The sequence below is a fragment of the Streptomyces sp. NPDC007157 genome (assembly GCF_040634235.1).
GTDB lineage: Bacteria > Actinomycetota > Actinomycetes > Streptomycetales > Streptomycetaceae > Streptomyces.
Window position 1 is genome coordinate 146925 of record NZ_JBEYFE010000022.1, and the last position, 24130, is coordinate 171054.

The 24130-nt window shown below is 70.7% G+C and carries 18 protein-coding genes and 3 pseudogenes; 7 read left to right on the top strand and 14 right to left on the bottom strand.

Annotation, left to right across the window (positions count from 1 at the left end):
* Positions 1-36 precede the first annotated feature (36 nt).
* The 7 genes from ABZ642_RS33295 to ABZ642_RS33325 form a co-directional block, all read right to left on the bottom strand.
* The gene (locus ABZ642_RS33295; protein ID WP_360490753.1) at positions 37-1983 is read right to left on the bottom strand and encodes a substrate-binding domain-containing protein; all 1947 of its coding nucleotides are present in this window, start codon (positions 1981-1983) and stop codon (positions 37-39) included.
* Positions 1973-3499: a sugar ABC transporter ATP-binding protein gene (locus ABZ642_RS33300; protein ID WP_360490756.1), complete on the bottom strand. Its 1527-nt coding sequence runs from the start codon at positions 3497-3499 to the stop codon at positions 1973-1975. Before ABZ642_RS33300 ends, ABZ642_RS33295 begins: the two co-directional genes overlap by 11 nt.
* Positions 3496-4527 (bottom strand): LacI family DNA-binding transcriptional regulator, encoded by a 1032-nt coding sequence (locus ABZ642_RS33305; protein ID WP_360490759.1) that lies wholly within the window; start codon positions 4525-4527, stop codon positions 3496-3498. Before ABZ642_RS33305 ends, ABZ642_RS33300 begins: the two co-directional genes overlap by 4 nt.
* Positions 4528-4671: 144 nt before the next feature.
* Complete coding sequence (locus tag ABZ642_RS33310; protein ID WP_360490762.1) at positions 4672-5529, bottom strand: PhzF family phenazine biosynthesis isomerase; 858 nt, start codon at positions 5527-5529, stop codon at positions 4672-4674.
* Between the two features lie 221 nt (positions 5530-5750).
* On the bottom strand, positions 5751-6533 hold the full coding sequence (locus tag ABZ642_RS33315) for a VOC family protein (protein ID WP_360490765.1): 783 nt from the start codon (positions 6531-6533) through the stop codon (positions 5751-5753).
* Positions 6534-6703: 170 nt separating this feature from the next.
* Positions 6704-7147, bottom strand: coding sequence for a nuclear transport factor 2 family protein (locus tag ABZ642_RS33320; protein WP_360490768.1), 444 nt, complete (start codon positions 7145-7147; stop codon positions 6704-6706).
* Between the two features lie 157 nt (positions 7148-7304).
* Positions 7305-8606 carry an amidohydrolase family protein gene (locus ABZ642_RS33325; protein WP_360490770.1) on the bottom strand — a complete coding sequence of 434 codons (1302 nt, stop codon included), beginning with the start codon at positions 8604-8606 and terminating at the stop codon, positions 7305-7307.
* A 170-nt stretch (positions 8607-8776) separates the two neighbouring features.
* Between ABZ642_RS33325 and ABZ642_RS33330 the strand changes: the two genes are divergently transcribed.
* On the top strand, positions 8777-9220 hold the full coding sequence (locus tag ABZ642_RS33330) for an Lrp/AsnC family transcriptional regulator (RefSeq protein WP_360490773.1): 444 nt from the start codon (positions 8777-8779) through the stop codon (positions 9218-9220).
* A gap of 13 nt (positions 9221-9233) precedes the next feature.
* Here ABZ642_RS33330 and ABZ642_RS33335 read toward each other — a convergent pair whose 3' ends face one another.
* From ABZ642_RS33335 to ABZ642_RS33345, 3 genes and pseudogenes are all read right to left on the bottom strand, one after another.
* Positions 9234-10409: an aminotransferase class I/II-fold pyridoxal phosphate-dependent enzyme gene (locus ABZ642_RS33335; RefSeq protein ID WP_360490776.1), complete on the bottom strand. Its 1176-nt coding sequence runs from the start codon at positions 10407-10409 to the stop codon at positions 9234-9236.
* Positions 10410-10566: 157 nt separating this feature from the next.
* Positions 10567-11418, bottom strand: coding sequence for a PhzF family phenazine biosynthesis protein (locus ABZ642_RS33340; protein ID WP_360490779.1), 852 nt, complete (start codon positions 11416-11418; stop codon positions 10567-10569).
* Between the two features lie 88 nt (positions 11419-11506).
* A pseudogene (locus tag ABZ642_RS33345) lies at positions 11507-11668 on the bottom strand (ATP-binding protein); the annotation flags it as partial.
* A 10-nt stretch (positions 11669-11678) separates the two neighbouring features.
* On the opposite strand from ABZ642_RS33345, the pseudogene ABZ642_RS33350 reads away from it, so the two are divergent.
* Positions 11679-11843, top strand: a pseudogene (locus tag ABZ642_RS33350) (DUF397 domain-containing protein); the annotation flags it as partial.
* 11 nt (positions 11844-11854) lie between these two features.
* On the opposite strand, the gene ABZ642_RS33355 reads toward ABZ642_RS33350, so the two are convergent.
* Positions 11855-12736 carry an alpha/beta hydrolase gene (locus ABZ642_RS33355; protein WP_360490782.1) on the bottom strand — a complete coding sequence of 294 codons (882 nt, stop codon included), beginning with the start codon at positions 12734-12736 and terminating at the stop codon, positions 11855-11857.
* A gap of 357 nt (positions 12737-13093) precedes the next feature.
* Here ABZ642_RS33355 and ABZ642_RS33360 point away from each other — a divergent pair, with 357 nt between their 5' ends.
* The 5 genes and pseudogenes from ABZ642_RS33360 to ABZ642_RS33380 all read left to right on the top strand — a co-directional run bounded on the left by ABZ642_RS33360 (position 13094) and on the right by ABZ642_RS33380 (position 19615).
* Positions 13094-14230 (top strand): alpha/beta hydrolase, encoded by a 1137-nt coding sequence (locus ABZ642_RS33360; RefSeq protein WP_360490785.1) that lies wholly within the window; start codon positions 13094-13096, stop codon positions 14228-14230.
* Positions 14231-14360: 130 nt separating this feature from the next.
* Positions 14361-15092 (top strand): annotated as a pseudogene (locus ABZ642_RS33365) (methyltransferase domain-containing protein); the annotation flags it as partial.
* A gap of 139 nt (positions 15093-15231) precedes the next feature.
* A complete protein-coding gene (locus tag ABZ642_RS33370; protein WP_360490788.1) occupies positions 15232-15780 on the top strand; it encodes a hypothetical protein in 549 nt (182 codons plus the stop codon).
* A gap of 48 nt (positions 15781-15828) precedes the next feature.
* Positions 15829-18087 (top strand): ATP-dependent RecD-like DNA helicase, encoded by a 2259-nt coding sequence (locus ABZ642_RS33375; RefSeq protein WP_360490791.1) that lies wholly within the window; start codon positions 15829-15831, stop codon positions 18085-18087.
* 238 nt (positions 18088-18325) lie between these two features.
* Positions 18326-19615 (top strand): citrate synthase, encoded by a 1290-nt coding sequence (locus tag ABZ642_RS33380; RefSeq protein ID WP_351690840.1) that lies wholly within the window; start codon positions 18326-18328, stop codon positions 19613-19615.
* A 662-nt stretch (positions 19616-20277) separates the two neighbouring features.
* Here ABZ642_RS33380 and ABZ642_RS33385 read toward each other — a convergent pair.
* The 3 genes from ABZ642_RS33385 to ABZ642_RS33395 form a co-directional block, all read right to left on the bottom strand.
* A complete protein-coding gene (locus tag ABZ642_RS33385) occupies positions 20278-22557 on the bottom strand; it encodes a heavy metal translocating P-type ATPase (protein ID WP_360490794.1) in 2280 nt (759 codons plus the stop codon).
* 148 nt (positions 22558-22705) lie between these two features.
* Positions 22706-22945, bottom strand: a complete 240-nt coding sequence (locus ABZ642_RS33390; protein ID WP_360490797.1) for a heavy-metal-associated domain-containing protein — start codon at positions 22943-22945, stop codon at positions 22706-22708.
* A 73-nt stretch (positions 22946-23018) separates the two neighbouring features.
* Positions 23019-23969, bottom strand: coding sequence for a PrsW family intramembrane metalloprotease (locus tag ABZ642_RS33395; protein ID WP_360490799.1), 951 nt, complete (start codon positions 23967-23969; stop codon positions 23019-23021).
* Positions 23970-24130 lie beyond the last annotated feature (161 nt).

Sequence of the window (24130 nt, forward strand, 5' to 3'; positions counted from 1 at the left end):
GCACGACAGGTGTCGCCCGGCCGCCTCCTTGGTACCTCAGCCAGTGAACCCGGCCACGTTCTCCTTCGTGACCACCTTCACCGGCACCTTGATCGTCGACTCGACCTTCTTGTCCTGGATCGCCTTGAGCGCGTTGTCCACGGCGATCTTCCCGAGCTGGGAGGGCTGCTGGGCGACCGACGCGTACAGCGTGCCGTTCTTGACCGCGGTCAGGCCGTCCGGGGTGCCGTCGAAGCCGACCACCGAAACCGACGTGCCGGCCTTGGAACCGAGCGCCTTGATCGCGCCGAGGGCCATCTCGTCGTTGGCGGCGATGACGCCCTGGACGTCGGGGTGGGCCTGGAGCAGGTTCGACATCACGTCGAGGCCCTTGGTGCGGTCGAAGTCGGCCGGCTGCTGGGCCACCACCTGGATGCCGGGGTAGGCCTTGAGCCCGTTGGCGAAGCCCTGCGCGCGCTCCCGGGCGGCGGAGGTGCCGGCCTGGCCCTGCAGGATCACGATCTTGCCGTGGCCGCCGAGCTTGTCGCCGATCGTCTTGGCGGCCAGCTCGCCGCCGGCGACGTTGTCGGAGGCGACCAGCGCGTCGGTCCTGGCGTTGTTGACGCCCCGGTCGACGGCGATGACGGGGATGTCGGCCTTGTCGGCGGCCTTCACCGAGTTGCTCGCCGCGTCCGAGTCCACCGGGTTGACGATGATCGCGCCCAGTCCCGAACTGGTGAAGTTCTGAAGCTGGTTGGCCTGCTGCGAGGCGTCGTTCTGGGCGTCCGTGACGGTCAGGTCCACGCCCAGCTTCTTCGCCTCGGCCTGGGCGCCGGACCGGATCTGCACGAAGAAGGGGTTGTTCAGGGTGGACAGGGACAGGCCCATCTTCGGGTTGCCGGAGGAGGAGCCGGTGTGCAGCAGGGAGGTCGCGGCGACCAGCCCGACGGTGACGACGGCCGCAAGCGCGTACGTCCCCGCCTGCTTGCCCTTGTTGCCCCCGGTACCGGCGGCCACCGGGGTCGCCCCGGCCTTGCGGCGCACGGTGTCGAGGAGCACGGCGAGCGCGATGACGACACCGATCACGACCTGCTGCCAGAACGCGGAGACGTTCAGCAGGTTGAGGCCGTTGCGCAGCACCGCCAGGATCAGCGCGCCGATCAGCGTGCCGGAGGCCTTGCCGGTACCGCCGGCCAGCGACGCGCCGCCGATCACCACCGCCGCGATGGCGTCCAGTTCGTAGCCGTTGGCGGCCTGCGGCTGCGCCGAGGACAGCCGGGAGGCCAGCACGATGCCGGCGACGGCCGCGAACAGCCCGGACAGCGCGTAGATGGCGAGCTTCTGCTTGGACACCCGCAGCCCGGAGAGCCGGGCGGCCTCCTCGTTGCCGCCGATCGCGTACATCGAGCGTCCGATGTACGTACGGCCGAGCACGAAGGCGGCGATCAGCCCCATGAGGACCATGACGAGGACCGGTACCGGCAGCCAGCCGCCGAGCGTGTCACCGAGGTGCGAGACCGAGTCGGGGAAGGCGATCGGGGAGCCCTCGGAGATCACCAGCGACAGACCGCGGGCCACCGACAGCATGGCCAGGGTGGCGATGAACGGCGGCAGCTTGCCGTACGCGATGAGGAAGCCGTTGACGAGACCGGCCACGATGCCGGTCGCGACGGCCAGCACCACGGCCAGGAAGACCGGCACCCCGTGCGAGGTGGCGCTCCAGGCCAGCACGGTGGCCGACAGGGCCGCGACCGAGCCGACCGACAGGTCGATGCCCGCCGCGACGATCACGAACGTGACACCGAAGGCGAGGATGGCCGTCACGGCCGCCTGGACGCCGACGTTCAGCAGGTTGTCGGTGGTGAGGAAGTCCCCCGACAGCGCCGACATGGCGATGACGAGGACGATCAGCGCGGTCAGCGCGCCGTTGTCGAGGAGCAGCCGGCGCACGCCGGAGACGCCACCGGCGCCCGCGTTCCCGCTCTTGAGCGTGTCAGTGGCCACGTCCGGCCTCCTTGTCGGTTGTGGTGGTGGGGGTGGAGACGGCGAGGGCCATCACGGAGTCCTGGGTGGCCTGGTCGGCGGAGAGCTCGCCGGCGATCCGGCCCTGGGCCATCACCAGCACCCGGTCGCTCATCCCGAGGACCTCGGGCAGGTCGCTGGAGATCATCAGTACGGCGGCCCCGGCGGCCGTCAGCTCGTTGATCAGCTGGTAGATCTCGACCTTGGCGCCGACGTCGATACCGCGCGTCGGCTCGTCGAGGATCAGCACCTTGGTGTCGGCGAGGAGCCACTTGCCGATGACGACCTTCTGCTGGTTGCCGCCGGAGAGCGTGCGCACGTGCTGACCGAGCCCGGCCATCCGCACGCCCAGCTGCCCGGCGATCCGCTCGGCGGCGACATGCTGCGCCTTGAGGTCGACGATCCCGGCCCGGGTGGCCCGGCGCAGGGTCACCAGGCCGAGGTTCTCCTCGACGGACGCGTCGAGGACCAGCCCCTGCCCCTTTCGGTCCTCGGGGACGAGCCCGATCCCGGCGGCCATGGCCGCGTTGACGTCGTGCCGCTTCAGCGCCGTACCGGAGACCTGCACGGCCCCCTTGTCGTACGGGTCGGCGCCGAACACGGCCCGCACGACCTCCGTGCGACCGGCGCCCACCAGGCCCGCGATGCCGACGACCTCACCGGCATGCACCTGGAAGCTCACGTCGTGGAAGACGCCGTCCCGGGTCAGCCCGTCCACGGACAGCAGCGCGGCACCGGTCTCGGCCCGCTCGCGCGGGTACTGCTGGTCGATGGAGCGTCCGACCATGAGCCGGACCAGTTCGTCCTGCGGGGTGGCGGCGGGCACCTGCCCGACGGACTTCCCGTCGCGGATCACGGTCACCCGGTCCCCGAGAGCGGCGATCTCCTCCAGGTGGTGCGTGATGAAGACGATCCCCACCCCGTCGGCCCGCAACTGCCGCACGATCGCGAAGAGCTTCTCCACCTCCTCCGAGGTGAGCACGGCGGTCGGCTCGTCCATGATGAGCACCCGCGCGTCCAGGCTGAGCGCCTTGGCGATCTCGACCATCTGGAGGCGGGCGATACCGAGTTCACGCACCCGCGCGCGGGGTGAGACGTTCACCCCGACCCGCTTGAGCAGGACCTCGGCGTCGGCCTCCATCCGCTTCCGGTCGATCATCCCGAGGCGGCGCGGCTGCCGGCCCAGGAAGATGTTCTCGGCGACCGTGAGATCGGGTACGAGGTTGAACTCCTGGTAGATGGTGGCGATCCCGAGGCGCTCGGAGTCCTGCGCACCATGGATGCGCACCTCCTCGCCACCGGCCAGGATCCGCCCTTCGTCGGGCGTGTAGGCGCCGGAGAGCATCTTGATGAGGGTGCTCTTGCCCGCGCCGTTCTCACCGAGGAGTACGTGCACCTCGCCCCGGCGCAGATCGAAGTCGACGCCGTCGAGCGCGACCACGCCGGGGAAGGACTTCCGTATGTCCTCGATGCGCAGCAACTCGTCCGGGTCGCTCACGACGTGCTCCTTTGCACAGGGGTCTGGTTCTGGCCACGGTTCGCGCCGCACGAGCGGCGGACGACGAGCCGGGCGGGGAGGGTGACGGACTGCGGAGGCCGCCCCTCGATACGGTCGATCAGCGCGCGCACGGCGGCGCGTCCCAGCTCGCCGGTCGGCTGGGCGATCGCGGTGACCGGCGGATCGGTGTGCACGAACCACCGGATGTCGTCGAACGCGGCGAGCGCGATGTCGTCCGGCACCCGCAGGCCGCGCGCGCGTACGGCGTCGAGCGCGCCGAGCGCCATCAGGTTGTCGGCGGCGAAGACGACCTCGGGCGGCTCGGGCAGGTCGAGGAAGCCCTCGGTGACCCGCCGCCCGCTCTCGGCCTGGAAGTCGCCCTGGCCTATGTAGGCGTCGGGGAGGGGGACGCCGTACTCGGCGAGCGCCTCCCGGAAGGCCCGCACCCGCTCACTGCCGGTGGTGGTGGCCGCGGGGCCCGCGATGATCGCGAGCCGCCGGTGCCCCAGCCCGTGCAGATGCGCGACGAGATCCCGTACGGCGGCCTGTCCGTCCGCCCGCACCACGGGCACGTCGACGCCGGGGATCCACCGGTCGACGAACACCATCGGCGTCCCGCCGCGCGCCGCCTCCAGCATCAGCGGGGAGCCGCCGTCGGTGGGGGAGACCAGCAGCCCGTCGATACGGCGGTCGAGCAGCGTCCGTACGTGATGGTCCTGCAGCTCGGGCCGCTCGTCGGCGTTGCCGATGATCACGCTGTAGCCGTGCGCGCGGGCCTCTTCCTCGACCGAGCGGGCCAGCTCCGTGAAGTACGGGTTGAGTACGTCGCTGATGACCAGGCCGAGGGTGCGGGTCTGGTCGGTGCGCAGGGAGCGGGCGAGGGCGTTGGGGCGGTAGCCCAGCGTCTCGACGGCGGCCAGCACACGGGTACGGGCGTCGGCGCTGACCGACGGATGGTCGTTCAGGACACGGGACACCGTGGCGACGGAAACGCCCGCCGCGGCGGCCACGTCCTTGATACTCGCCATCGCCGCTCCACCTCCTCGTGGAACTCATGGAATCGATTACACGCACTGCGTACCGAGGATTGGAATCGATTACACGGCGGAGAGGCAAGAGGTGGGAGATGGCCGAAACCGAATCGTGACTCGGGCCGGCCTGCTCGGTTTCCGTCAGCCGATGCGGGTTCCCGTGCCGCTGACGCGGACGCGCGGGTCGCCCGCGTGCAGGGTCACCGTGAGTTCGCCGGGGCGACCCAGGTCCTGGCCCTGGTGCAGGGTGAGGACGGCCTCCTCGGGGACCAGGCCCAGCTCACGGGCGTAGGCACCGAACGCGGCGGCCGCGGCACCGGTCGCCGGGTCCTCGACGACGCCCCCGACCGGGAACGGGTCGCGGACGTGGAAGACGGTGGCCGACTCCCGCCACACCAACTGGACCGTGGTCAGGTCCAGGCGGTGCATCAGCGCTTCGAGGCGCGCGAAGTCGTAGGCGAGATCCGCGAGGCGCGCCCGGGTCGCCGCCGCGAGCACGAGATGGCGGGCGCCGGCGAAGGCGATCCGGGGCGGGAACGCCGGGTCGAGATCGGCGGCCGGCCAGCCGAGCGCGGCGAGCGCCTCCGCGAGGTCGGCGTCGGCGACCTCCTCGACGTGCGGCTCGACGCTGGTGAGGGTGGCCGTGACCGTCCCGCCCTCGTCGGTCACCTTCACCGGCACGGTACCGGCGCGCGTCGCGAACACCAGCTCGCCGGGGCCGATCCGCTCGGCGAGCGCGATCGCGGTCGCGACGGTGGCGTGCCCGCAGAACGGCACCTCGGCCTTCGGGCTGAAGTAGCGGATGGCGTACGACCGTTCCTGCTCGGACGCGGTCAGGAACGCGGACTCCGAGTACCCGAGGTCGGCGGCGATCGCCAGCATGTCCTGGTCGTCCAGGCCCTTGGCGTCCAGTACGACACCGGCGGGGTTCCCGCCCTCGGGGCGGCCGGAGAAGGCGGTGTATCGCAGGACCTCGGGGCGCGGCGCATTCGTCGTCATGACCGCCCAACACGCGTCGGCCGCACGGCTATTCCGGCCGGTGCGGCCCTCGCCGGACGCGGCGGCCGGAACCGCGGCCCGCGTGCTCGGTTCCCGCGCCCATCCCCATCCCCTTCCACCGTCCGTGCACCGGTCACCTCAGGGGTGTCCAGGGTCGTACGGAGGGCGGAAGGGGGCCGAACCCGGCGCTGTCAGGGCCCAGTCGAGCCACCGACCGCGTCCTACATCGGCTTCGGCTTGAAGACCGCGAAGGTCGCGCCCTGCGGGTCGGCGACCACCGACATCCGGCCGGCCATCATCTCGAACGGCGGTGCCAGCACTGATCCGTTGCGCTTGACCAGCGCGTCCACCGTGGAGTCGACGTCGTCCACCGCGAAGTACGTCAGCCAGTGCGGCGGAACGCCGGGCCGGTCGTCGCCGAGCTGGGCGGCGCCGCCGACGCCCTTGCCGCCGATGTTCAGCGACCAGTAGTCCCCGTCGGCGCCCTCCATCGGCTGGATCTCGATGCCGAAGGACTCGCCGTAGAAGCCGGTGGCGCCGAGTACGTCGCTGGTGTTCAGCTCGTTCCAGATCAGCGTGCCCGGCTCGTTGACCAGCCCGGCGCCGTGGAACTCGCCCGGCTGCCACACCCCGAACACCGCGCCCTGCGGGTCGGCGGCGATCAGCATCCGGCCGAGACCGCCGACGTCCATCACCGGGGCCAGCAGGGTGCCGCCCGCCGAGACGATCGCGTCCTGGGTGGCCGGCGCGTCGGTGCTGGCCAGGTAGGTGGTCCAGACGGTCGGCGGCTCCGGCTGCCCCTCGGGCGCCATGGCGGGACCGATCCCGGCCACCGGCTTGCCCCGCAGCGTGCAGACGGCGTACCCGCCGAACTCACCCGGGCCGACCTCGCCCTGCCAGCCGAACAGGTCACGGTAGAAGTCCAGCGCCGCCTGCTGGTCCTGCGCCATCAGGTCGACCCAGCACGGGGTGCCGGTCGCGTACGGAGTGGTGATCTCGGGCATCTCAGGTTCTCCCTGCGCGCGAAAAAGTTCCCGCCGCCCACCTTCACCGCCCACCGCGGATCCCGCCACCCGGGCCGCACGGGGAAATTACATTCGCAGGCCGCCGGCACATCGATGAGGCATCGCCGATTTCCTGCGACCTGATCTGTCGGACGGGCTTCAGGAGCGCCTCAGGAGACATCCTTCCGCAACGCCGTGATGAGGAGGTCGAGGTCCCCGCGCGCCGTGTACGTGCGGATCGGGTCGATGTAGTCGCGGGACTCGACGATCCGACCGTCCCGGACACGCATGACGAAGACGCAGGGCACTTTGGCCGTGGAGTCGTCCGGCGCCGTGAACTCGTAGGCGAACTCGGCGACGATCACTTCGGGGTCGGCGGTCTCGTGCACCACGACATCGGCGACCCGCCTCTTCGGCTGGGACTCCCGAACCTCCGGCGGCACCGTGAAGTGCTCCCGGAGCGCACGCCGGCTCGTCAACGGCTCGGACTCCGGCGTCGCCATCGGATGCCGGACGTCGGTGAGCTCGCCGTACAGGTCGGGCAACTCCCCGAAGTTCCCGTCGGCGACCCCGTGGACAAGCCGGAGAAACACCTCGCGCGGACTCGGACTCACAAGAACTCCCCCAGTGATGCGTACAGGTGGCTGGTGATCAGCATCATCGCGTGACGCGAGCCGGTCCTGCGGGCTGTTTCGGCCAACAGCACACCCCCCGCTGCCCGGCCGTCGGGGCCCCGTCTCCGCGCCACCCGTCCGGATCCGGCCACTGCGGTCACGTCGTGTTCGGCTCTGGGCGCCAAGTGCCGTCCAGCGGGACGCCGGCGGCCGCCGCGACCCGGTCGCGGGACTCCCGCAGACGGGTGCGCAGCGACCGCAGGTCCACGTCGACCAGCACGCCGTCCCGCTTCACGACGCGGCCCGCGACGAGGACCGTGTCGACCAGGCCGGGGTGACCGGCGGCGACGATCGTGCCGGCGGGGTCGGTGACCGGGAAGACGGTGATGTCGTCGGTGCGCAACAGGATCACGTCGGCGTCCTTGCCGGGCGTGAGGCTGCCCGTGCGGGCGGCGAGGCCCAGGGCGTGGGCGCCGTCGACGGTGGCGAACTCCAGCAGGTCACGGGAGTCGAGTCCGCCGTCCAGGCCGCGCTGTACGACGTAGGTGGTGCGCATGGTGGAGAACATGTCGCCGCCGACCGACGGGACGTCGTCGATGGAGAGCGTCGGGCGCAGGCCCGCGGCCAGCATCCGGCCGGTCATCGGCCGGCCGAACCCCATCTTCAGCTCGACGTCCGGGCTGATGGACACCGTGGCGCCGGCGTCGGCGAGCATCCGCAGCTCGTCGTCGCCGATCCCGTTCGCGTGCACGAACGTCGTGGTGTCCCGCAGCAGCCCGTGCTCGTGCAGGTCGGCGACCGGGCGCCGGATTCCCTCGGACTCGACGTGCAGGCTGGTCCGCAGGCCCAGTTCGGCCGCCAGCTTCAGCTCCTCGGCGACGGTGTCCATGGCGGTGTCCTCCGCACCGCGCAGCCCGAACGCCATGGTGACCAGGGTGTCGTCGCCGGGAAGCGCGGACCGCACGCGGCGGATCTCGGCCTCGACCGGGTCGGCGGTGCCCCATCCCGCGCCGTGGCAGAAGACCGACCGCCCCGGCGCGTCCCGCAGCGCCGCGACACCGGCGTCCGCGTGCTCGGGGCTCTGCGCGCAGTGGAACCAGTCGAGCATCGTGGTCACACCGGAGTGCAGGGCCTCGAGGCGGCCGAGCAGGGTGCCCAGGTAGACGTCCTCGGGCCGGTAGCGGGGCTTCAGCGTCCGGTGCATGGCCTGCGCCCACTCGGGGAACGTCCAGTCCGCGCCGATGCCGCGGAACGCGGTCTGCCAGGTGTGCCGGTGGGTGTCCACGAAGCCGGGCATCACGATCCGGTCGGTCGCGTCGATCACCTCGGCGTCCGGGGCGTTGATCGCCTCGGCCACCTCGACGATCACGCCGTCCTCGATCAGCACGTCACCGCGTTCGAGATCGCCGACGGCCGGGTCCATGCTGACCACGGTGCCGCCGGCAAGCAGGATCCTCATCAGAAAGCTCCTCTACGAAAAGTGGTTGTCTGCCCGGATTGACGATGCGGACAAGTCTTGCCGAGCGGCGTGTCGATGGAGGCCGATCCCGGCAACGTCGGCAGGAAATTGCGCGGCCAAGGGGGCGGAGAATTGTGGTAGGCCTCGTTCCCGGGCAATAATCTGCCCCTATGGATGATGTGGATCGGTCCATCCTCGCCGTGCTCGAGAAGCACGGGCGGATCAGCAACGCCGAGCTCGCCGCGCGGGTCGGTCTGTCGCCGTCACCGTGCCTGCGGCGCGTGCACCGCCTCGAGGAGACCGGGGTGATCCGCGGCTACCGGGCGGAGATCGACCCCGCGGCCCTCGGCCGTAGCCTCCGTGTGTTCGCGGGCGTCCGCCTGATGCGGCACAACCGCGGCGACGTGGCCGCGTTCGAACGCGCGGTCGTCCAGCTGCCCGAGGTGGTCCACGTCCACCACGTCACCGGCAACTACGACTACCTGCTCCAGGTCGAGGTCGCCGACCTGCCGGCCTACGAGGAGTTCCACGCCAACCGGCTGGCCGACCTGCCCGGCGTCGCCACGGTCAGCAGCTACGTCACGATGAAGACGCTCTCCGCCCGCACCGCGTGAAGCCCGGGACCGTTCAGGCGGTGGCGGCCACCGCGTCGGCCGCCGTGATCACGTCGGCGACCAGGTCGGCCGTGTCCTCCACGCCCGCGGCCAGCCGGACCAGGCCCGGCGGCACCGCGGCGGCGAGTTGGTCGTCGCTGAGCATGCCGCGCCACATGGACGCCGGGTGCACGGCCAGTGATTCCACGCCGCCGAGGCTGGCCGACCGGCGGGCGTAGCGCAGCCGGCCGAGGAACGCGTCGGCCGCCTCGAAGCCGCCGGTGAACTCGACGCTCAGCACTCCGCCGAACCCGTTCATCTGGCTCGTGGCCAGCTTGTGCTGCGGGTGGCAGGCCAGGCCGGGATAGTGCACCCGGCGCACGGCGGGGTGGGCGTGCAGGGCCTCCGCGAGCGCCTGGCCGTTGGCGTTGTGCCGGGGCATCCGCAGCGGAAGGGTGCGCATGCCGCGCAGCAGCAGCCACGCGTCGAACGGCCCGAGCACGGCTCCGGTGAGCAGACCGGTGTCCCAGACCCGGTCCAGGAGTTCGGCCGGGCCGGCCAGCACTCCGGCGGAGACGTCGGTGTGGCCGTTGAGGTACTTGGTCGCGCTGTGCCAGATCAGGTCGACGCCGAAGTCCGCCGGGCGCTGGTTCAGCGGGGTGGCGAAGGTGTTGTCGGCCATGGTCGGTACGTCGTGCGCGCGGGCCAGGTCCGTTACGGCGCGCAGGTCGGTGATCTGGAGCAGCGGATTGCTCGGGGTCTCCACCAGGATCAGGCGGGTCCGCGGGGTCAGCGCCTTCTCGAACGCCTTCGGGTCGGTCTGGTCGACCTGTGTGGTCGACACGCCGAACCGGGGCAGCAGGTTGAGCAGGACCGACGCGGTACCGCCGTAGGTGGACCGCTGCCCGATGACATGGTCACCGGCGGACACCAGGGCCAGTACGGCGGTGGTGAGCGCGGCCATCCCGGACGCGGTCACCATGGCCGCCTCGGTCCCCTCCAGTTCCGCGACGACGGCCGCGACCTGCGCGTGGTTCGGGTTGCCGAAACGGGTGTAGAAGTCCTGGCCGCGCGGGTCGACGGCGGCCCGCGCGAACGTCTCGCCGTCCGGGGCCGAGAAGGCCGCCGTCTGGTAGATGGGCGGTGCCACGGCGCGCTGTGGAAGGACCTCGCGATCGGCGTGGACGGTGACTGTGCTGTTGCCCGGCATGGTTGCGTGCCCTTCCGTGGTCCGTCGGTACGACACCGTCGAGCGTGGCCGACCGAACCGCGAAAGCGGGCGCATCCGAGCAATGTTGGCAGCATATTGCGCGTGGAGTGGGGTCCAGGATTGTGCTAGAGGTGCGAATCGCGCAATCCTGTGCTCGTCAAAGAGTGATGGTGCCCCGGACGCAGACGGTCGTGGCACCGCTCACCCACACGGTGCCGTCCGCGTCGGCGGTGACCTCGATGGTCGCGGCCCGTCCCACCCGCGCGCCCTGCGAGACCCGGTAGGCGGCGGGGGCCGCGCCGGTGGCGGTGAGCCACTGCCCGACGGCGGCGTTCATGCTGCCGCAGGCGGGGTCCTCGGGCACTCCGCAGCGGGGCGCGAACGTCCGCATCTCGAAGTCGTGCGGGGAACCGTCGGGGTAGGCCCCGATCGCGCCGACCATCGCGGTCGGGATGCGGGAGAGGTCGGGTTCAAGGGCGAGCACCTCTTCGGCGGTGGCCAGCCGGAGCACGGCCCAGCCCGGCCCGTTGTCGACCCACTGGTGGGCGAGGACCCGGTCACGTCCGATGCCGAACGCGGCCACGATCTCTGCCAGGTATCCGTCGTCGAGCGCGCCGTCCCGCACCAGCGGCGGCGCGGCGAAGGCCAGCACGCCGTCGTCGCGGCGCACGGTGACCAGACCGGCGCCGCACTCCTGCACGATGCGGTCGGCGCGCCGCGGCACACCGCCGCCGTCCAGCCAGGCGCGCGCCGAGCCGAGGGTGGGGTGCCCGGCGAACGGCAGCTCACCGTCGGGCGTGAAGATCCGCAGCCGGTAGTCCGCCTCCGCGACGGTGGGGGCCACCACGAACGTGGTCTCCGACAGGTTGGTCCACCGCGCCAGCCGCTGCATCTCCTCGTCTTCCAGGTCCGCCCCGTCGAGGACGACCGCGACCGGGTTGCCGCGATAGGGACTTGGCGAAAACACGTCGACCTGGACGAACGGGCGGTTGCGGGGCGGCATGGTCATCACGGCCTCTCGGTGACGGAGTCGGCCCCATCACAACGGGCGCCCGTACGGCCGGGACATGGCCAGTCACGACAAAGTGGACTGCCTTTTACGCGGCGGCCGGCTCGCACCACACGTACTTGCCCCGGTTGCCGTATCTCGACAGCGGCTGCCGTCCCCACAGATCCGAACAGGCCCGCACCAGCGCCGGCCCCCGCCCCTCCTCCGCCTCCCCGAGTCCCTCCAACGGCACGGGCGGCTCCGGCGGTTCCCCTTTCGACTTGGACGGCTTTGCGAGGCGGAAGTCGTCCTACTCGGGCCCGGGGGATGGCAACGAGTGCGTGGAGACAGCCATCACCCCCACCCACACAGCCGTCTGCTACTCAAAGGCCCCGGCCAGAGCCACCCTCACCTTCCCGGCCGGAGCCTTCACCACTTTCCTCGGCGCGACCGCCTTTCAGCGCGCCCGGCGCAGGAAGTCGACGACCAGGTCGGTCGTCGCCTGCGGCTGCTCTTCGGTGATCCAGTGCCCGCAGTCCGGGATGACCGCGTCTTCGACGTCATCGGCGACACACCGCAGCACCTCGCCGATGCCGGGGCCGAAGGTGGCTTCGCCGCCGAAGGCCAGGACCGGCATCTGAAGCTTGCCCTGGGCGAGGAACTTCTTGTTGTCGTCCGCGTCCTGGGCGAACGCCAGGAACTGGGCAAAGCTCGCTCGCATGGCGCCGGGTCGTGCGTAGAGCGCCGCGTAGTGCTGGCGCTTGGCTTCGTCGAACCGCTCCGGGACGACGGAGAGTTCGTTCCAGAAGCGGTCGAGGTAGATGCGTTCGCGGCCGTCGACCAGCCGCTCCATGTCGTGACCTCCGAAGCCGAAGTGCCACATGGCCGGGTCCTGGGTGATCTGGTCCCAGGGTCCGATGCCGGGCAGCGGCGCGTCGATCGCCACCCATCGGCTGACGCGCTCGGGGTGGGTGGCGACGGCCGCGAAGCCGACCATGATGCCGATGTCGTGTGTCACCAGTTCGATCGTTCGCACGCCCAGGGCGTCCAGGACGCCCCACACGTCCGCCGCCTGGTTCTTCTTGTCGTAGCCGCCGTCGGGCTTCGAGGAGAGGCCCAGCCCGCGCAGGTCGGGTGCGATGACCGTGTGGTCTTCGACGAGTGCGTTCGCCAGGTGGCCCCACATGTCGCCTGTCGTGCCGAAGCCGTGCAGCAGGACCACCGCCGGACCCTGCCCGCCGACGCGTACATGGATCGTGGCGCCGTTGGTTTCGATCTCGCGCGACTGCATACCGGCCGGGAAGGGGTGGATGCCGTGCTGACGACTGTTGTCGTTCATCGCTTCACTCCGGGTTCGAGGGGAACATGGCCCCGACGGCGAGGGCGGCCGGGGAGACAGGGCTGTACGCACCGGTGGCGCATCTTCCTGAGGAACTGGATCGGAAGCGGTCACCGATCCGTGGCACACGATCGAAGCTAGCCGACCGGTCCACTACGTACCACTCGCGTGCCGGACGCCGTTCCCATGGCGCGGACCGCTGACCTGTGATGGAAGGCAGGGGCTATCAGCAGAGAGGAAGTTGGTCGGTGATCTCGCCCTGCCCGACCGGCCGTCGAAGGTGCTCCCCGGCCGGAAGCAAGCGACAATTGATCACCTGTCTGACCGGTGATGGCCACTGCGAGGGAGGGGTCTCTCATGATCAACAGGCGCACGTTCAACAAGACCGTCGGCACGGGCGCGGCCACGCTGGCCGGACTCCAGGCAAGCGCGAAGGCCGCGTCCGCCCACCAGGCGGAGGGCGACCCTCCGACCCCGACGGTGCCCCCGACGCCCACGGTGCCCATGGTCACACCGGGCACGCATACGTCCTTCGGCAAGTTGAAGCACGTCAAGGCGGGCGTGCTGGACATCGGCTACGCCGAGGCGGGCCCGGCGCACGGCCCCGTCGTCATCTGCCTGCACGGCTGGCCCTACGACATCCACAGCTTCGTGGACGTCGCCCCGCTGCTCGCGGCGCAGGGCTACCGGGTCATCGTCCCTTACCTGCGCGGTCACGGGACCACGCGCTTCCTGTCCGCCAAGACCGTCCGCAACGCCCAGCAGTCGGCGATCGCCCTGGACATCGTCGCCCTGATGGATGCTCTGAAGATCCAGCAGGCCCTTCTCGCCGGCTTCGACTGGGGATCACGCACCGCCGACATCATCGCGGCCCTGTGGCCCGAACGCGTCAAAGGCCTGGTGTCCGTGAGCGGGTACCTCATCACCGACGTCGAGGCGCAGAAGAAGCCTCTGCCCCCCAAGGCCGAACACACCTGGTGGTATCAGTACTACTTCAGCACCGAGCGGGGTCGCCTCGCCATGGAGGACAAGACATACCGGCATGATCTGTGCCGGCTCGTCTGGGACGAGGTCTCTCCCACCTGGCACTTCGACAACGCCACGTTCGAGCGGACGGCCACCGCATTCGACAATCCCGACTACGCGGCGATCGTCATCCACAACTACCGCTGGCGGCTGGGGCTCGCCGACGGCGAACGCCGATACGACCGGTACGAGAAGGTACTCGCCACGCGCCCCGTGATCGGAGTGCCGACGATCACGATCGACCCCGAGCGCGACCCGTTCACCGCGCCCGGCAACGGGGCGTCGTACCGCGATCGGTTCACGGGCAGGTACGCCCACCGCGCACTCGAGGGCGTCGGCCATGACATGCCGCAGGAGGCACCAACCGCCTTCGCCCAGGCGGTCGTCGACGTGGACCACTTCGACGGCCGTCCCGGGGTCGAACACCACCGTTCCCAGGGTCCCGCGAGTTCATCGTCGCCATCTTGAAGGGCGGCAATCCGGCGTCCCCCCACGTGAACCGAGACCCGTGCGCCGTCGGCCGAGAGGCTGAGGCGCCAGGAGCGGCCCGCGGTGGCGTGGCGGTCGACGGCGGCGGGCTCGTGCGGCCAGGTGCCTCGACATCGCCCGGCACGGTTACGCCGGTCTCCTCACCGGCGGCCGGGCCACCAGCGGCGACGACGGTGCCATGGTCCGGGCCCGGGACCGCTTCCTGGCCACCGGCGGCTACGCCCGCATCCGGCGGACCGTGGCCCGCCTGGCGGCCGACTCGGCCCCGCGGCCGGGCACGGTCGTGGACGTCGGGTGCGGAACGGGCTACTACCTGGCCGGTGTTCTGGACCGGTTGCCCGGCGCCCACGGTCTGGGCCTGGACACGTCGGTGCGCGCGCTGCGCTCGGCCGCTCGGGCCCACGAGCGGGGCGCCGCGGTGGCCTGGGACGTCTTCCGTCGCTTCCCGCTCGCCGACGGGGCTGCCGACATCGTGCTCGACGTGTTCGCGCCGCGCAATCCGGCCGAGTTCCGCCGGGTGCTCCGCCCGGAGGGCCGGCTGATCGTGGTCCGTCCCACCGTGCGGCACCTGGCCGAGCTGTACGGCCGGGTGCCCGGAACGATCACCGTCGACCCGGCCAAGGAGCAGCGCCTGCACCGGGCGCTGGCCCCCTGCTTCGAGGCCGTCGTCACGGAGCGGGTCGAGTACCCGGTGGACCTGTCGGGGCGGCAGGTCCTGGACCTGGTGGGGATGACGCCGAGCGCACGGCATGTGAACGGTGCCGACCTGACCGGGGACGGCCTCCTCCTGCCGGACCGGGTCACCGTCTCCGTACTGGCCACCGCCTATCGGCCCCGGTGACCACGACGGGCGCAAGAGCCGCACCCGGTCGGCCTGTTACCGAATGCGGACAGACCCGGGTGAACGGCGCCTGTCCCGCCGCCATCTCATGGGGTGTCGTGAAACAGCCCGTTCTGACAGCCCATGGGGAGCTTTCATCATGACCGTCAACCGTGTCCGCCGTACCGCCCGTTCCGCCGGTCTGCTGGCCGTCGTCGCCGCAGCGGCACTGTCGCTGACCGCCTTTCACAGCGGCGGCGGCGACGCCGGCGCCGCCACGGCGGCCACGGCGGCATCCCCCGTCCGCACCCAGCCCCTGCCCGACGGCAGCAAGGCCGAGATCTACAAGCTCGGTGCCCGGCACTACCGGCTCAAGATGGTCCACCGCGGTGACGTGCTGGCCACGATGGAGGCGAATCGCCACGACGCCGGGCTCGACGCCAACGACATGTTCATCGTGCTCACGCCGGACGGCCGGGTGCAGTCCTGGATGGGCGGCGGACACGAGGGGCCGGGCACCTTCCGGCTCATGGGCGGCTGGACGGCCAAGGTCACCAAGGCCGGTGAGGGCCACTACCGCGCCCGGATCCTCGGCGACGCCGGCGGCGTGTCCGCCACGCTCGACGCGAACGAGCACGACGCCGGTGTCGAGGTGGACCGTGTCTACGTCGTCCTCAGCGCCGGCGGTGTGATCAGCGCCCACACGTGACCGCCGGCGGCCGCCACCCCTGTCAGTCCCCACCGGTACCGTCGGATCATGGCTCAGCAGACGGGGACCCCCACCGGCGAACGACGGCTCGCCACCGTCGAAGGCGTGCTCGAACGCATCACCTACGCCAACGAGGAGAACGGGTACACGGTCGCCCGCGTCGACACCGGCAGAGGTGCCGGTGATCTCCTCACCGTCGTCGGCGCGCTGCTCGGCGCGCAGGTGGGGGAGTCGCTGCGGATGGAGGGGCGCTGGGGCTCGCATCCTCAGTACGGCAAGCAGTTCACCGTCGAGAACTACACGACCGTGCTGCCGGCCACCGTCCAGGGCATCCGGCGTTACCTCGGCTCGGGTCTCGTCAAGGGGATCGGGCCGGTCTTCGCCGACCGGATCACCCAGCACTTCGGCATGGACACCCTCCGGATCATCGAGGAGGAGCCGAAGCGGCTCGTCGAGGTGCCGGGGCTCGGGCCGAAGCGGACCAAGAAGATCGCCGACGCCTGGGAGGAGCAGAAGGCGATCAAGGAGGTCATGCTCTTCCTGCAGACCGTCGAGGTGTCCACCTCGATCGCCGTGCGCATCTACAAGAAGTACGGCGACGCCTCGATCTCCGTCGTCAAGAACCAGCCCTACCGGCTCGCCGCCGACGTCTGGGGCATCGGGTTCCTCACCGCCGACAAGATCGCCCAGTCCGTCGGGATTCCCCATGACAGTCCGGAGCGGGTGAAGGCAGGGTTGCAGTACGCCCTGTCGCAGTCCGCCGATCAGGGGCACTGCTATCTCCCCGAGGAGCGGCTGATCGCCGACGCGGTCAAGCTGCTCCAGGTCGACACCGGGCTCGTCATCGACTGTCTCGCCGAGCTGGCCGCGCCGCCCGAGGACGGGGAGGACCCCGGTGTCGTACGGGAGAGGCTGCCCGGCCCCGCCCCCGACGCCGAACCCGTCACCGCCGTCTACCTCGTGCCCTTCCACCGCGCCGAAGTGGCGCTCGCCTCCCAGCTGTTGCGGCTGCTGCGCACCGGCGACGACCGGATGCCGTCGTTCAGGAACGTCGCCTGGGACAAGGCGCTCGCCTGGCTGAAGGACCGCACCGGTACCGACCTCGCACCCGAGCAGGAGGCCGCCGTCAAGCTGGCGCTGACCGAGAAGGTCGCCGTGCTGACCGGCGGGCCGGGATGCGGCAAGTCGTTCACCGTCAGGTCGATCGTGGAGCTGGCGCGGGCCAGGCGGGCCAAGGTGGTGCTCGCCGCCCCGACCGGCCGGGCCGCCAAACGGCTCGCCGAGCTGACCGGCGCGGACGCGTCGACCGTGCACCGTCTGCTGGAGCTGAAGCCCGGCGGTGACGCGGCCTACGACCGGGACCGGCCGCTGGACGCCGACCTGGTGGTGGTCGACGAGGCGTCGATGCTGGATCTGCTCCTCGCCAACAAGCTGGTGAAGGCCGTACCGCCCGGCGCGCACCTGCTGTTCGTCGGGGACGTCGACCAACTGCCCAGCGTCGGGGCGGGGGAGGTGCTCCGGGACCTGCTCGCCGAGGACGGTCCGCTCCCCGCCGTCCGTCTCACCCGGGTCTTCCGGCAGGCCCAGCAGTCGGGGGTGGTGACCAACGCGCACCGGATCAACGCGGGGCAGACCCCGGTCACCGAGGGGATGAAGGACTTCTTCCTTTTCGTGGAGGACGAGACGGAGGAGGCCGGGCGGCTCACCGTCGACGTCGCCGCCCGCCGCATCCCGGCCAGGTTCGGCCTCGACCCACGGCGGGACGTGCAGGTGCTCGCGCCCATGCACCGGGGGCCGGCGGGCGCGGGTGTGCTCAACGGTCTGTTGCAGCAGGCCATCACGCCCGGCCGTCCCGACCTCGCCGAGAAGCGGTTCGGCGGGCGAGTCTTCCGGGTCGGCGACAAGGTCACCCAGATCCGCAACAATTACGAGAAGGGCAAGAACGGTGTCTTCAACGGCACCGTGGGCGTGGTCACCTCGCTCGACCCGGTCGACCAGCGCCTCACGGTGCTGACCGACGAGGACGAGGAGGTTCCGTACGAGTTCGACGAACTGGACGAACTGGCCCACGCCTACGCGGTGACCATCCACCGTTCACAGGGAAGTGAATATCCCGCCGTGGTGATCCCGGTCACCACCGGCGCCTGGATGATGCTCCAACGGAACCTCCTCTACACGGCGGTCACCCGGGCCAAGCAGCTGGTCGTGCTCGTCGGTTCACGCAAGGCGATCGGTCAGGCGGTGCGCACGGTGTCGGCAGGACGGCGCTGTACGGCACTGGACTTCCGGCTCCGCGGCGGCTCATAGGGGCTCATAGGTGACGCGCCGGGGGCCATCACGAAAAATGATCGATCAAATGAGTCGTGAAGGTCACAGAGCACTTCCAGATGGCGAGACAAGGGGGCAGGATGAGCAGGTTGGCGGCACTGAGTGCCGTCGATGGGCCTAATGGCCGACCCCGAGTGCACTCTCCTGAGCCAAATGGGGGATGGTAGAGACAGTCAGGGCACCTCGAAGATGAGGCACTACGTCGGTGAGGGAAGACGTGAGCGACAACTCTGTAGTACTGCGGTACGGCGACGGCGAGTACACCTACCCGGTGGTCGACAGCACCGTCGGCGACAAGGGCTTCGACATCGGGAAGCTCCGCGCCCAGACCGGTCTGGTGACCCTGGACAGCGGGTACGGCAACACTGCCGCCTACAAATCCGCCATTACCTACCTCGACGGTGAGGCGGGCATCCTTCGGTACCGCGGCTACCCGATCGAGCAGCTGGCGGAGCGCTCCACCTTCCTGGAGGTGGCGTACCTGCTGATCAACGGCGAGCTGCCGACCGTGGACGAGCTGACCACGTTCAAGAACGAGATCACGCGGCACACCCTGCTGCACGAGGACGTCAAGAACTTCTACCGGGGCTTCCCGCGCGACGCCCACCCGATGGCCATGCTGTCGTCGGTGGTGTCGGCGCTGTCCACGTTCTACCAGGACAGCCACAACCCGTTCGACGCGAAGCAGCGCGACCTCTCCACCATCCGTCTGCTCGCCAAGCTTCCGACGATCGCCGCGTACGCGTACAAGAAGTCGGTCGGCCACCCGTTCGTCTACCCGCGCAACGACCTCTCCTACGTGGAGAACTTCCTGCGCATGACGTTCTCGGTGCCGGCGCAGGACTACGAGCTGGACCCGGTCGTCGTCTCGGCGCTGGACAAGCTGCTGATCCTGCACGCCGACCACGAGCAGAACTGCTCGACGTCGACGGTCCGTCTGGTCGGCTCGTCGCAGGCGAACATGTTCGCGTCGATCTCGGCCGGCATCTCCGCCCTGTGGGGGCCCCTGCACGGTGGCGCCAACCAGTCCGTGCTGGAGATGCTGGAGGGCATCCAGGCCAACGGCGGTGACGTCGACTCCTTCATCCGCAAGGTGAAGAACAAGGAGGACGGCGTCCGCCTGATGGGCTTCGGCCACCGGGTCTACAAGTCCTTCGACCCGCGCGCCAAGATCATCAAGTCGGCCGCGCACGACGTCCTCTCCGCGCTCGGCAAGTCCGACGAGCTGCTGGACATCGCGCTGAAGCTGGAGGAGCACGCGCTCTCCGACGACTACTTCGTCTCGCGCAACCTCTACCCGAACGTCGACTTCTACACCGGCCTGATCTACCGCGCGATGGGCTTCCCGACCGAGATGTTCACGGTCCTGTTCGCCCTCGGCCGGCTGCCGGGCTGGATCGCCCAGTGGCAGGAAATGATCAAGGAGCCGGGTTCCCGCATCGGCCGTCCGCGTCAGATCTACACGGGTGTCGTCGAGCGCGACTTCGTGCCGGTCGAGGAGCGCTGACCCCAGCCGTCGCCGGTCAGGGGGCGCCGCCGTCATCGGTGCCCCCGCCGCACGGACACGGCGGAACGCGGCGGAGATCGTACGGTCACGGCTGAAAACCGCACACGCACAGCAGAAGGCGCCCTGGAGCGCCGGTCCCCCCACGGGCCGGCGACCAGGGCGCCTTCCCGTGTCCCGGTGCGGATTCCCCCCACGGGATCCGGCCGGGCGCTCGGTATGGCAGCGCCTGAATTCGCTGCTTTGAGCACAACGAGCAGAACTCGCCGTACTACGTGTAGTGCTGCTGTCGTGCTCCAGTGATGCGGTGCGGTCTGCCGGGACCCGTACCGCACGGGAGGGCCGCTCAAAGCTTCCCGTCGTACGTGTCCCGGCAACGCATCTCTGAGGAAGTCCCCCAAGACATCCCCAGATACCAGGTCAGCGCCCCCCAAGACGCTGGTCTGACATCGCCAACTTAGACCTTCGAACCCCTTCGATGGTTACGTTCACATCACTGTGATCTGCGTCTCTTGCATATGTCCGTTAGATGCGCAAGAGCCCCGATACGGCGATCGGAGCTCAAGCGTAAGGATGATGCGCGAGCCTTGTGAAGAGCTTATGTGAGGTGCGCGTTGGACTCCAGGGGGACTTCTGCATCCGCTGCCGCGAACCGGCGGTAACTTTCAGCGGAAGGTGCGCAGCCGCAGGCTGTTGGTCACCACGAACACGGACGAGAAGGCCATCGCGGCCCCCGCGATCATCGGGTTGAGCAGTCCGGCGGCGGCCAGCGGGAGCGCGGCCACGTTGTAGCCGAAGGCCCACACGAGGTTGCCCTTGATGGTGGCGAGGGTCCGCCGGGAGAGCCGGATCGCGTCCGCCGCCACCCGCAGGTCGCCGCGGACCAGGGTCAGATCGCCGGCCTCGATCGCCGCGTCCGTCCCCGTGCCCATCGCGAGCCCCAGATCGGCGGTGGCCAGTGCGGCCGCGTCGTTGACGCCGTCGCCGACCATGGCGACCGTGCGCCCCTCGCGCTGCAGCCGTCGTACGACGTCGGCCTTCTCCTCGGGCAGCACCTCGGCGAGCACGTCCTGGGAGTCGATCCCGACCGCCCGGGCCACCGCCTCGGCCACCGCCCGGTTGTCCCCGGTCAGCAGCACCGGCGTCAGCCCGAGGTCCCGCAGTTCGCGCACCGCCTCGGCGCTGGTCTCCTTGACCGTGTCCGCCAGGGCGAGAACGGCGCGGGCCTCGCCGCCCCAGCCGGCCAGGACGGCCGTACGGCCCTCCTCCTCGGCCCGGGAGCGGGCGGCGGTCAACTCCTCCGGTACGGCGTCGAAGAGACGTCCCACGGCCACCTCACGGCCGTCCACGCGCCCGCGTACGCCTCGCCCGGGGACGTTCTCGAAGTGCTCGGCCGCAGGCAGGGCCCCGACCCGCTCCTCGGCCCCCGCGGCGATCGCCCGCGCCACCGGATGCTCCGAGGCGTGTTCGAGGGCGCCCGCGAGCCGCAGCACCTCGTCCTTGTCGGTGCCGTCGGCGACGTACACCTCCTGGAGGCTCATCCGTCCGGTGGTCACCGTCCCGGTCTTGTCGAGCACGACGGTGTCGACCCGGCGCGTGGACTCCAGCACCTCCGGGCCCTTGATGAGGATGCCGAGCTGCGCGCCCCGCCCGGTGCCGACCATCAGCGCGGTCGGCGTGGCCAGGCCCAGGGCGCACGGGCAGGCGATGATCAGCACGGCGACGGCGGCCGTGAACGCGGCGGCCGTGTCTCCGGTGACACCGAGCCAGACCCCGAAGGTCGCGAGCGCGATCAGGATGACGACGGGCACGAAGACGGCGGAGATCCGGTCGGCGAGCCGCTGCACCTCGGCCTTGCCGTTCTGCGCGTCCGCCACCAGCCGCGCCATCCGCGCGAGCTGGGTGTCGGCCCCGACCCGGCCGGCCTCGACGACCAGCCGCCCGCCCGCGTTGACGGTCGCGCCCGTGACGGCGTCGCCCACGGAGACGTCCACCGGTACCGACTCGCCGGTCAGCATCGAGGCGTCCACCGCCGAGGCGCCCTCGACCACGGTCCCGTCGGTCGCGATCTTCTCCCCGGGCCGTACGACGAACCGGTCGCCGACCGCCAACGACGCCACCGGGACCCGGACCTCACGTCCGGCCCGCAGCACCGCCACGTCCCTGGCGCCCAGCTCCATCAGCGCCCGCAGGGCCGCCCCCGCCCGCCGCTTGGAGCGGGCCTCCAGATAGCGGCCGAGCAGGATCAGCGCGACGACCCCGGAGGCGACCTCGAGGTAGATCGAGGACGCGCCCCCCATGCCGCCGTCCGCCCGGGAGACGGTGAGCCGGAACTCGTCGTGCATGCCGGTCATGCCCGCGTCGCCGAAGAACAGCGCCCACAGCGACCAGCCGAACGCGGCCAGCGTGCCGACCGAGACCAGGGTGTCCATGGTGGCCGCGCCGTGCCGGGCGTTGGTCCAGGCGGCCCGGTGGAACGGCAGGCCGCCCCAGACGACGACCGGAGCGGCGAGCGTCAGGGACAGCCACTGCCAGTTGTCGAACTGCCACGCCGGGACCATGGCGAGCAGCACCACCGGCGCGGCCAGCAGGGCGGAGACGAGCAGGCGATGACGGAGGGCGGCGAGTTCGGGATCCCGCTCGGGCCTGGCCTGCGGTTCCGGTTCCTGTTCCGGCTCCGGGGGTGCGGGCTCCTCGGCGGTGTACCCGGTCTTCACGACCGTGGCGATCAGGTCGGCGACCTGGACCCCCCCGGGGTATGTGACCTTCGCCTTCTCGGTCGCGTAGTTCACCGTGGCGGTGACGCCGTCCATGCGGTTGAGCTTCTTCTCGACCCGGGCCGCGCAGGAGGCGCAGGTCATCCCGCCGATGAGCAGCTCGACCTCGGCCGTCGGGCCGGGGGCCGGCTCGGCTATCTGTGTCTCTGCGGTGGTGGTGCTGGTCATGTCCGGACTCCAGACAACGGACCGGACCGCGCGGAGCCAGTATCAGCTGGTCGGCACGGCCCGGCGGAGAGATACGTTTCCGTCGTACGTGCTGCGGGTGTTGCGCGTTTTGCGCGTGTCGCGGGTGCCGGCCGCGGCTTCGGCGAGGTCAGACCCGGCCGACGAGTTCGAAGCCCGCCTCGTCGACGGCGGCGCGGACCGCCTCCTCGTCGAGCGGGCCCGCGGAGACGACCGTGACCTCACCGCTGGACGCGACGGCCTTCACCGAGCTGACGCCGGGCAGCTGGGAGATCTCGGCGGAGACGGAACCCTCACAGTGTCCGCAGCTCATGCCGGTCACCTTGTAGACGACGGTCACGGAACCCTGGGTGTCGGTCTGGGCGGTCATGTCGTTCTCCTCGTGGAGGCGTGTGGGGCCGGTGGGGCCCGCGAGGGAACCCCACTGTTTTCACACTATACCCCTAGGGGGTATTTCTCCAAGAGGGGTCCCGGCGCGCCAGCGAGCGCACCCAGGCGATGCCGAGCAGCGCGACGAGCACCAGCAGACCGACCGAGAACAGGGTGAAGAGGTGCTCCTGTGCGGCCGTGGGGCGCGGGATGTATCCCTGGGCGAAAAGCCGCCGGTCCAGTCCGGTGTCCGCCAGCCGGGCCACCAGCCAGATCGCGATGCCGTGCGTGGAGTCCCACAGGGCGTGCAGCAGGGCGACACCGAGGTAGGTGCCCACGACCGGGACGGTGAGGCGGAAGCGGCCGTTCGGGCGGCGGCAGGAGAGCAGGACCCCGCCGGCGATCGCCGTCCACAGGCCGTGCCCGAAGGGGGCGAGCACCCCGCGCAGGATCTCCGTCTCGATCAGCGCCCGCAGGTCGATGCCCTCGGTGGAGACCGCCGCGTTGAAGGCGTAGCCGGCGCTCTCCAGGGCCGCGAAGCCGAAGCCGACGGCGGCGCCGAGCACCAGCCCGGCCCGCATGCCCCGGATCCCGGGCAGCCGGCGCAGCACGAACATCAGCGCGCCGAGCTTCACCGCCTCCTCGATCAGGCCGACGGCGACGAACATCCCCCAGGAGGGGCGGACGAGGTAGGACTCCATCACCGAGGCGCCCAGCACCCCGAGCGTGCCGCCGGTCAGGAAGCAGCCGAGGATCGCGCTGACGCCGAGGTCACGGCCGTGCCGCTCGTAGGCCCACAGCACGAAGGCGACCGGGACGAGGAAGCTGCCGAGCAGGATGAGCGTCGGCAGCAGCGTGGTGTTCTTCGTCGCGTACGTCACCACCGCGGTCAGCGCCCACAGGGCGAGCCCGCCGCCGAGGCAGCGCTTCCACAGGCCGGGGCGGATACGGGGGAACGGCGGTGGCGGCTGCTGCGGCCCGGGGATACGGGCCTGCGGCCGACGGGGCGACGGAGAGTGGGTCACGGGTGGGTCCCCCTGGGTGCTCCTGCGGGCGCGAGCGGCGCCCGGCGGGTCGGGGCTGGCGGGTCTGGAGTGAGGCGATTACCCGCACTCTAGGCATATGCGTTGAATGTCGCAGTCCGAAGGCGGTGAGGGGACATCCGGCCGCGACGAGCCCGGAACCG

What these genes read in the sequence shown, in the direction of transcription:
- ABZ642_RS33355 (WP_360490782.1), bottom strand. Translation starts at nt 12,736, where the DNA reads ATGAACGACAACAGTCGTCAGCACGGCATCCACCCCTTCCCGGCCGGT.
- ABZ642_RS33370 (WP_360490788.1), top strand. Translation starts at nt 15,232, where the DNA reads ATGACCGTCAACCGTGTCCGCCGTACCGCCCGTTCCGCCGGTCTGCTG.
- ABZ642_RS33390 (WP_360490797.1), bottom strand. Translation starts at nt 22,945, where the DNA reads ATGACCGCCCAGACCGACACCCAGGGTTCCGTGACCGTCGTCTACAAG.
- ABZ642_RS33325 (WP_360490770.1), bottom strand. Translation starts at nt 8,606, where the DNA reads ATGAGGATCCTGCTTGCCGGCGGCACCGTGGTCAGCATGGACCCGGCC.
- ABZ642_RS33385 (WP_360490794.1), bottom strand. Translation starts at nt 22,557, where the DNA reads ATGACCAGCACCACCACCGCAGAGACACAGATAGCCGAGCCGGCCCCC.
- ABZ642_RS33310 (WP_360490762.1), bottom strand. Translation starts at nt 5,529, where the DNA reads ATGACGACGAATGCGCCGCGCCCCGAGGTCCTGCGATACACCGCCTTC.
- ABZ642_RS33330 (WP_360490773.1), top strand. Translation starts at nt 8,777, where the DNA reads ATGGATGATGTGGATCGGTCCATCCTCGCCGTGCTCGAGAAGCACGGG.
- ABZ642_RS33305 (WP_360490759.1), bottom strand. Translation starts at nt 4,527, where the DNA reads ATGGCGAGTATCAAGGACGTGGCCGCCGCGGCGGGCGTTTCCGTCGCC.
- ABZ642_RS33360 (WP_360490785.1), top strand. Translation starts at nt 13,094, where the DNA reads ATGATCAACAGGCGCACGTTCAACAAGACCGTCGGCACGGGCGCGGCC.
- ABZ642_RS33375 (WP_360490791.1), top strand. Translation starts at nt 15,829, where the DNA reads ATGGCTCAGCAGACGGGGACCCCCACCGGCGAACGACGGCTCGCCACC.
- ABZ642_RS33335 (WP_360490776.1), bottom strand. Translation starts at nt 10,409, where the DNA reads ATGCCGGGCAACAGCACAGTCACCGTCCACGCCGATCGCGAGGTCCTT.
- ABZ642_RS33315 (WP_360490765.1), bottom strand. Translation starts at nt 6,533, where the DNA reads ATGCCCGAGATCACCACTCCGTACGCGACCGGCACCCCGTGCTGGGTC.
- ABZ642_RS33340 (WP_360490779.1), bottom strand. Translation starts at nt 11,418, where the DNA reads ATGACCATGCCGCCCCGCAACCGCCCGTTCGTCCAGGTCGACGTGTTT.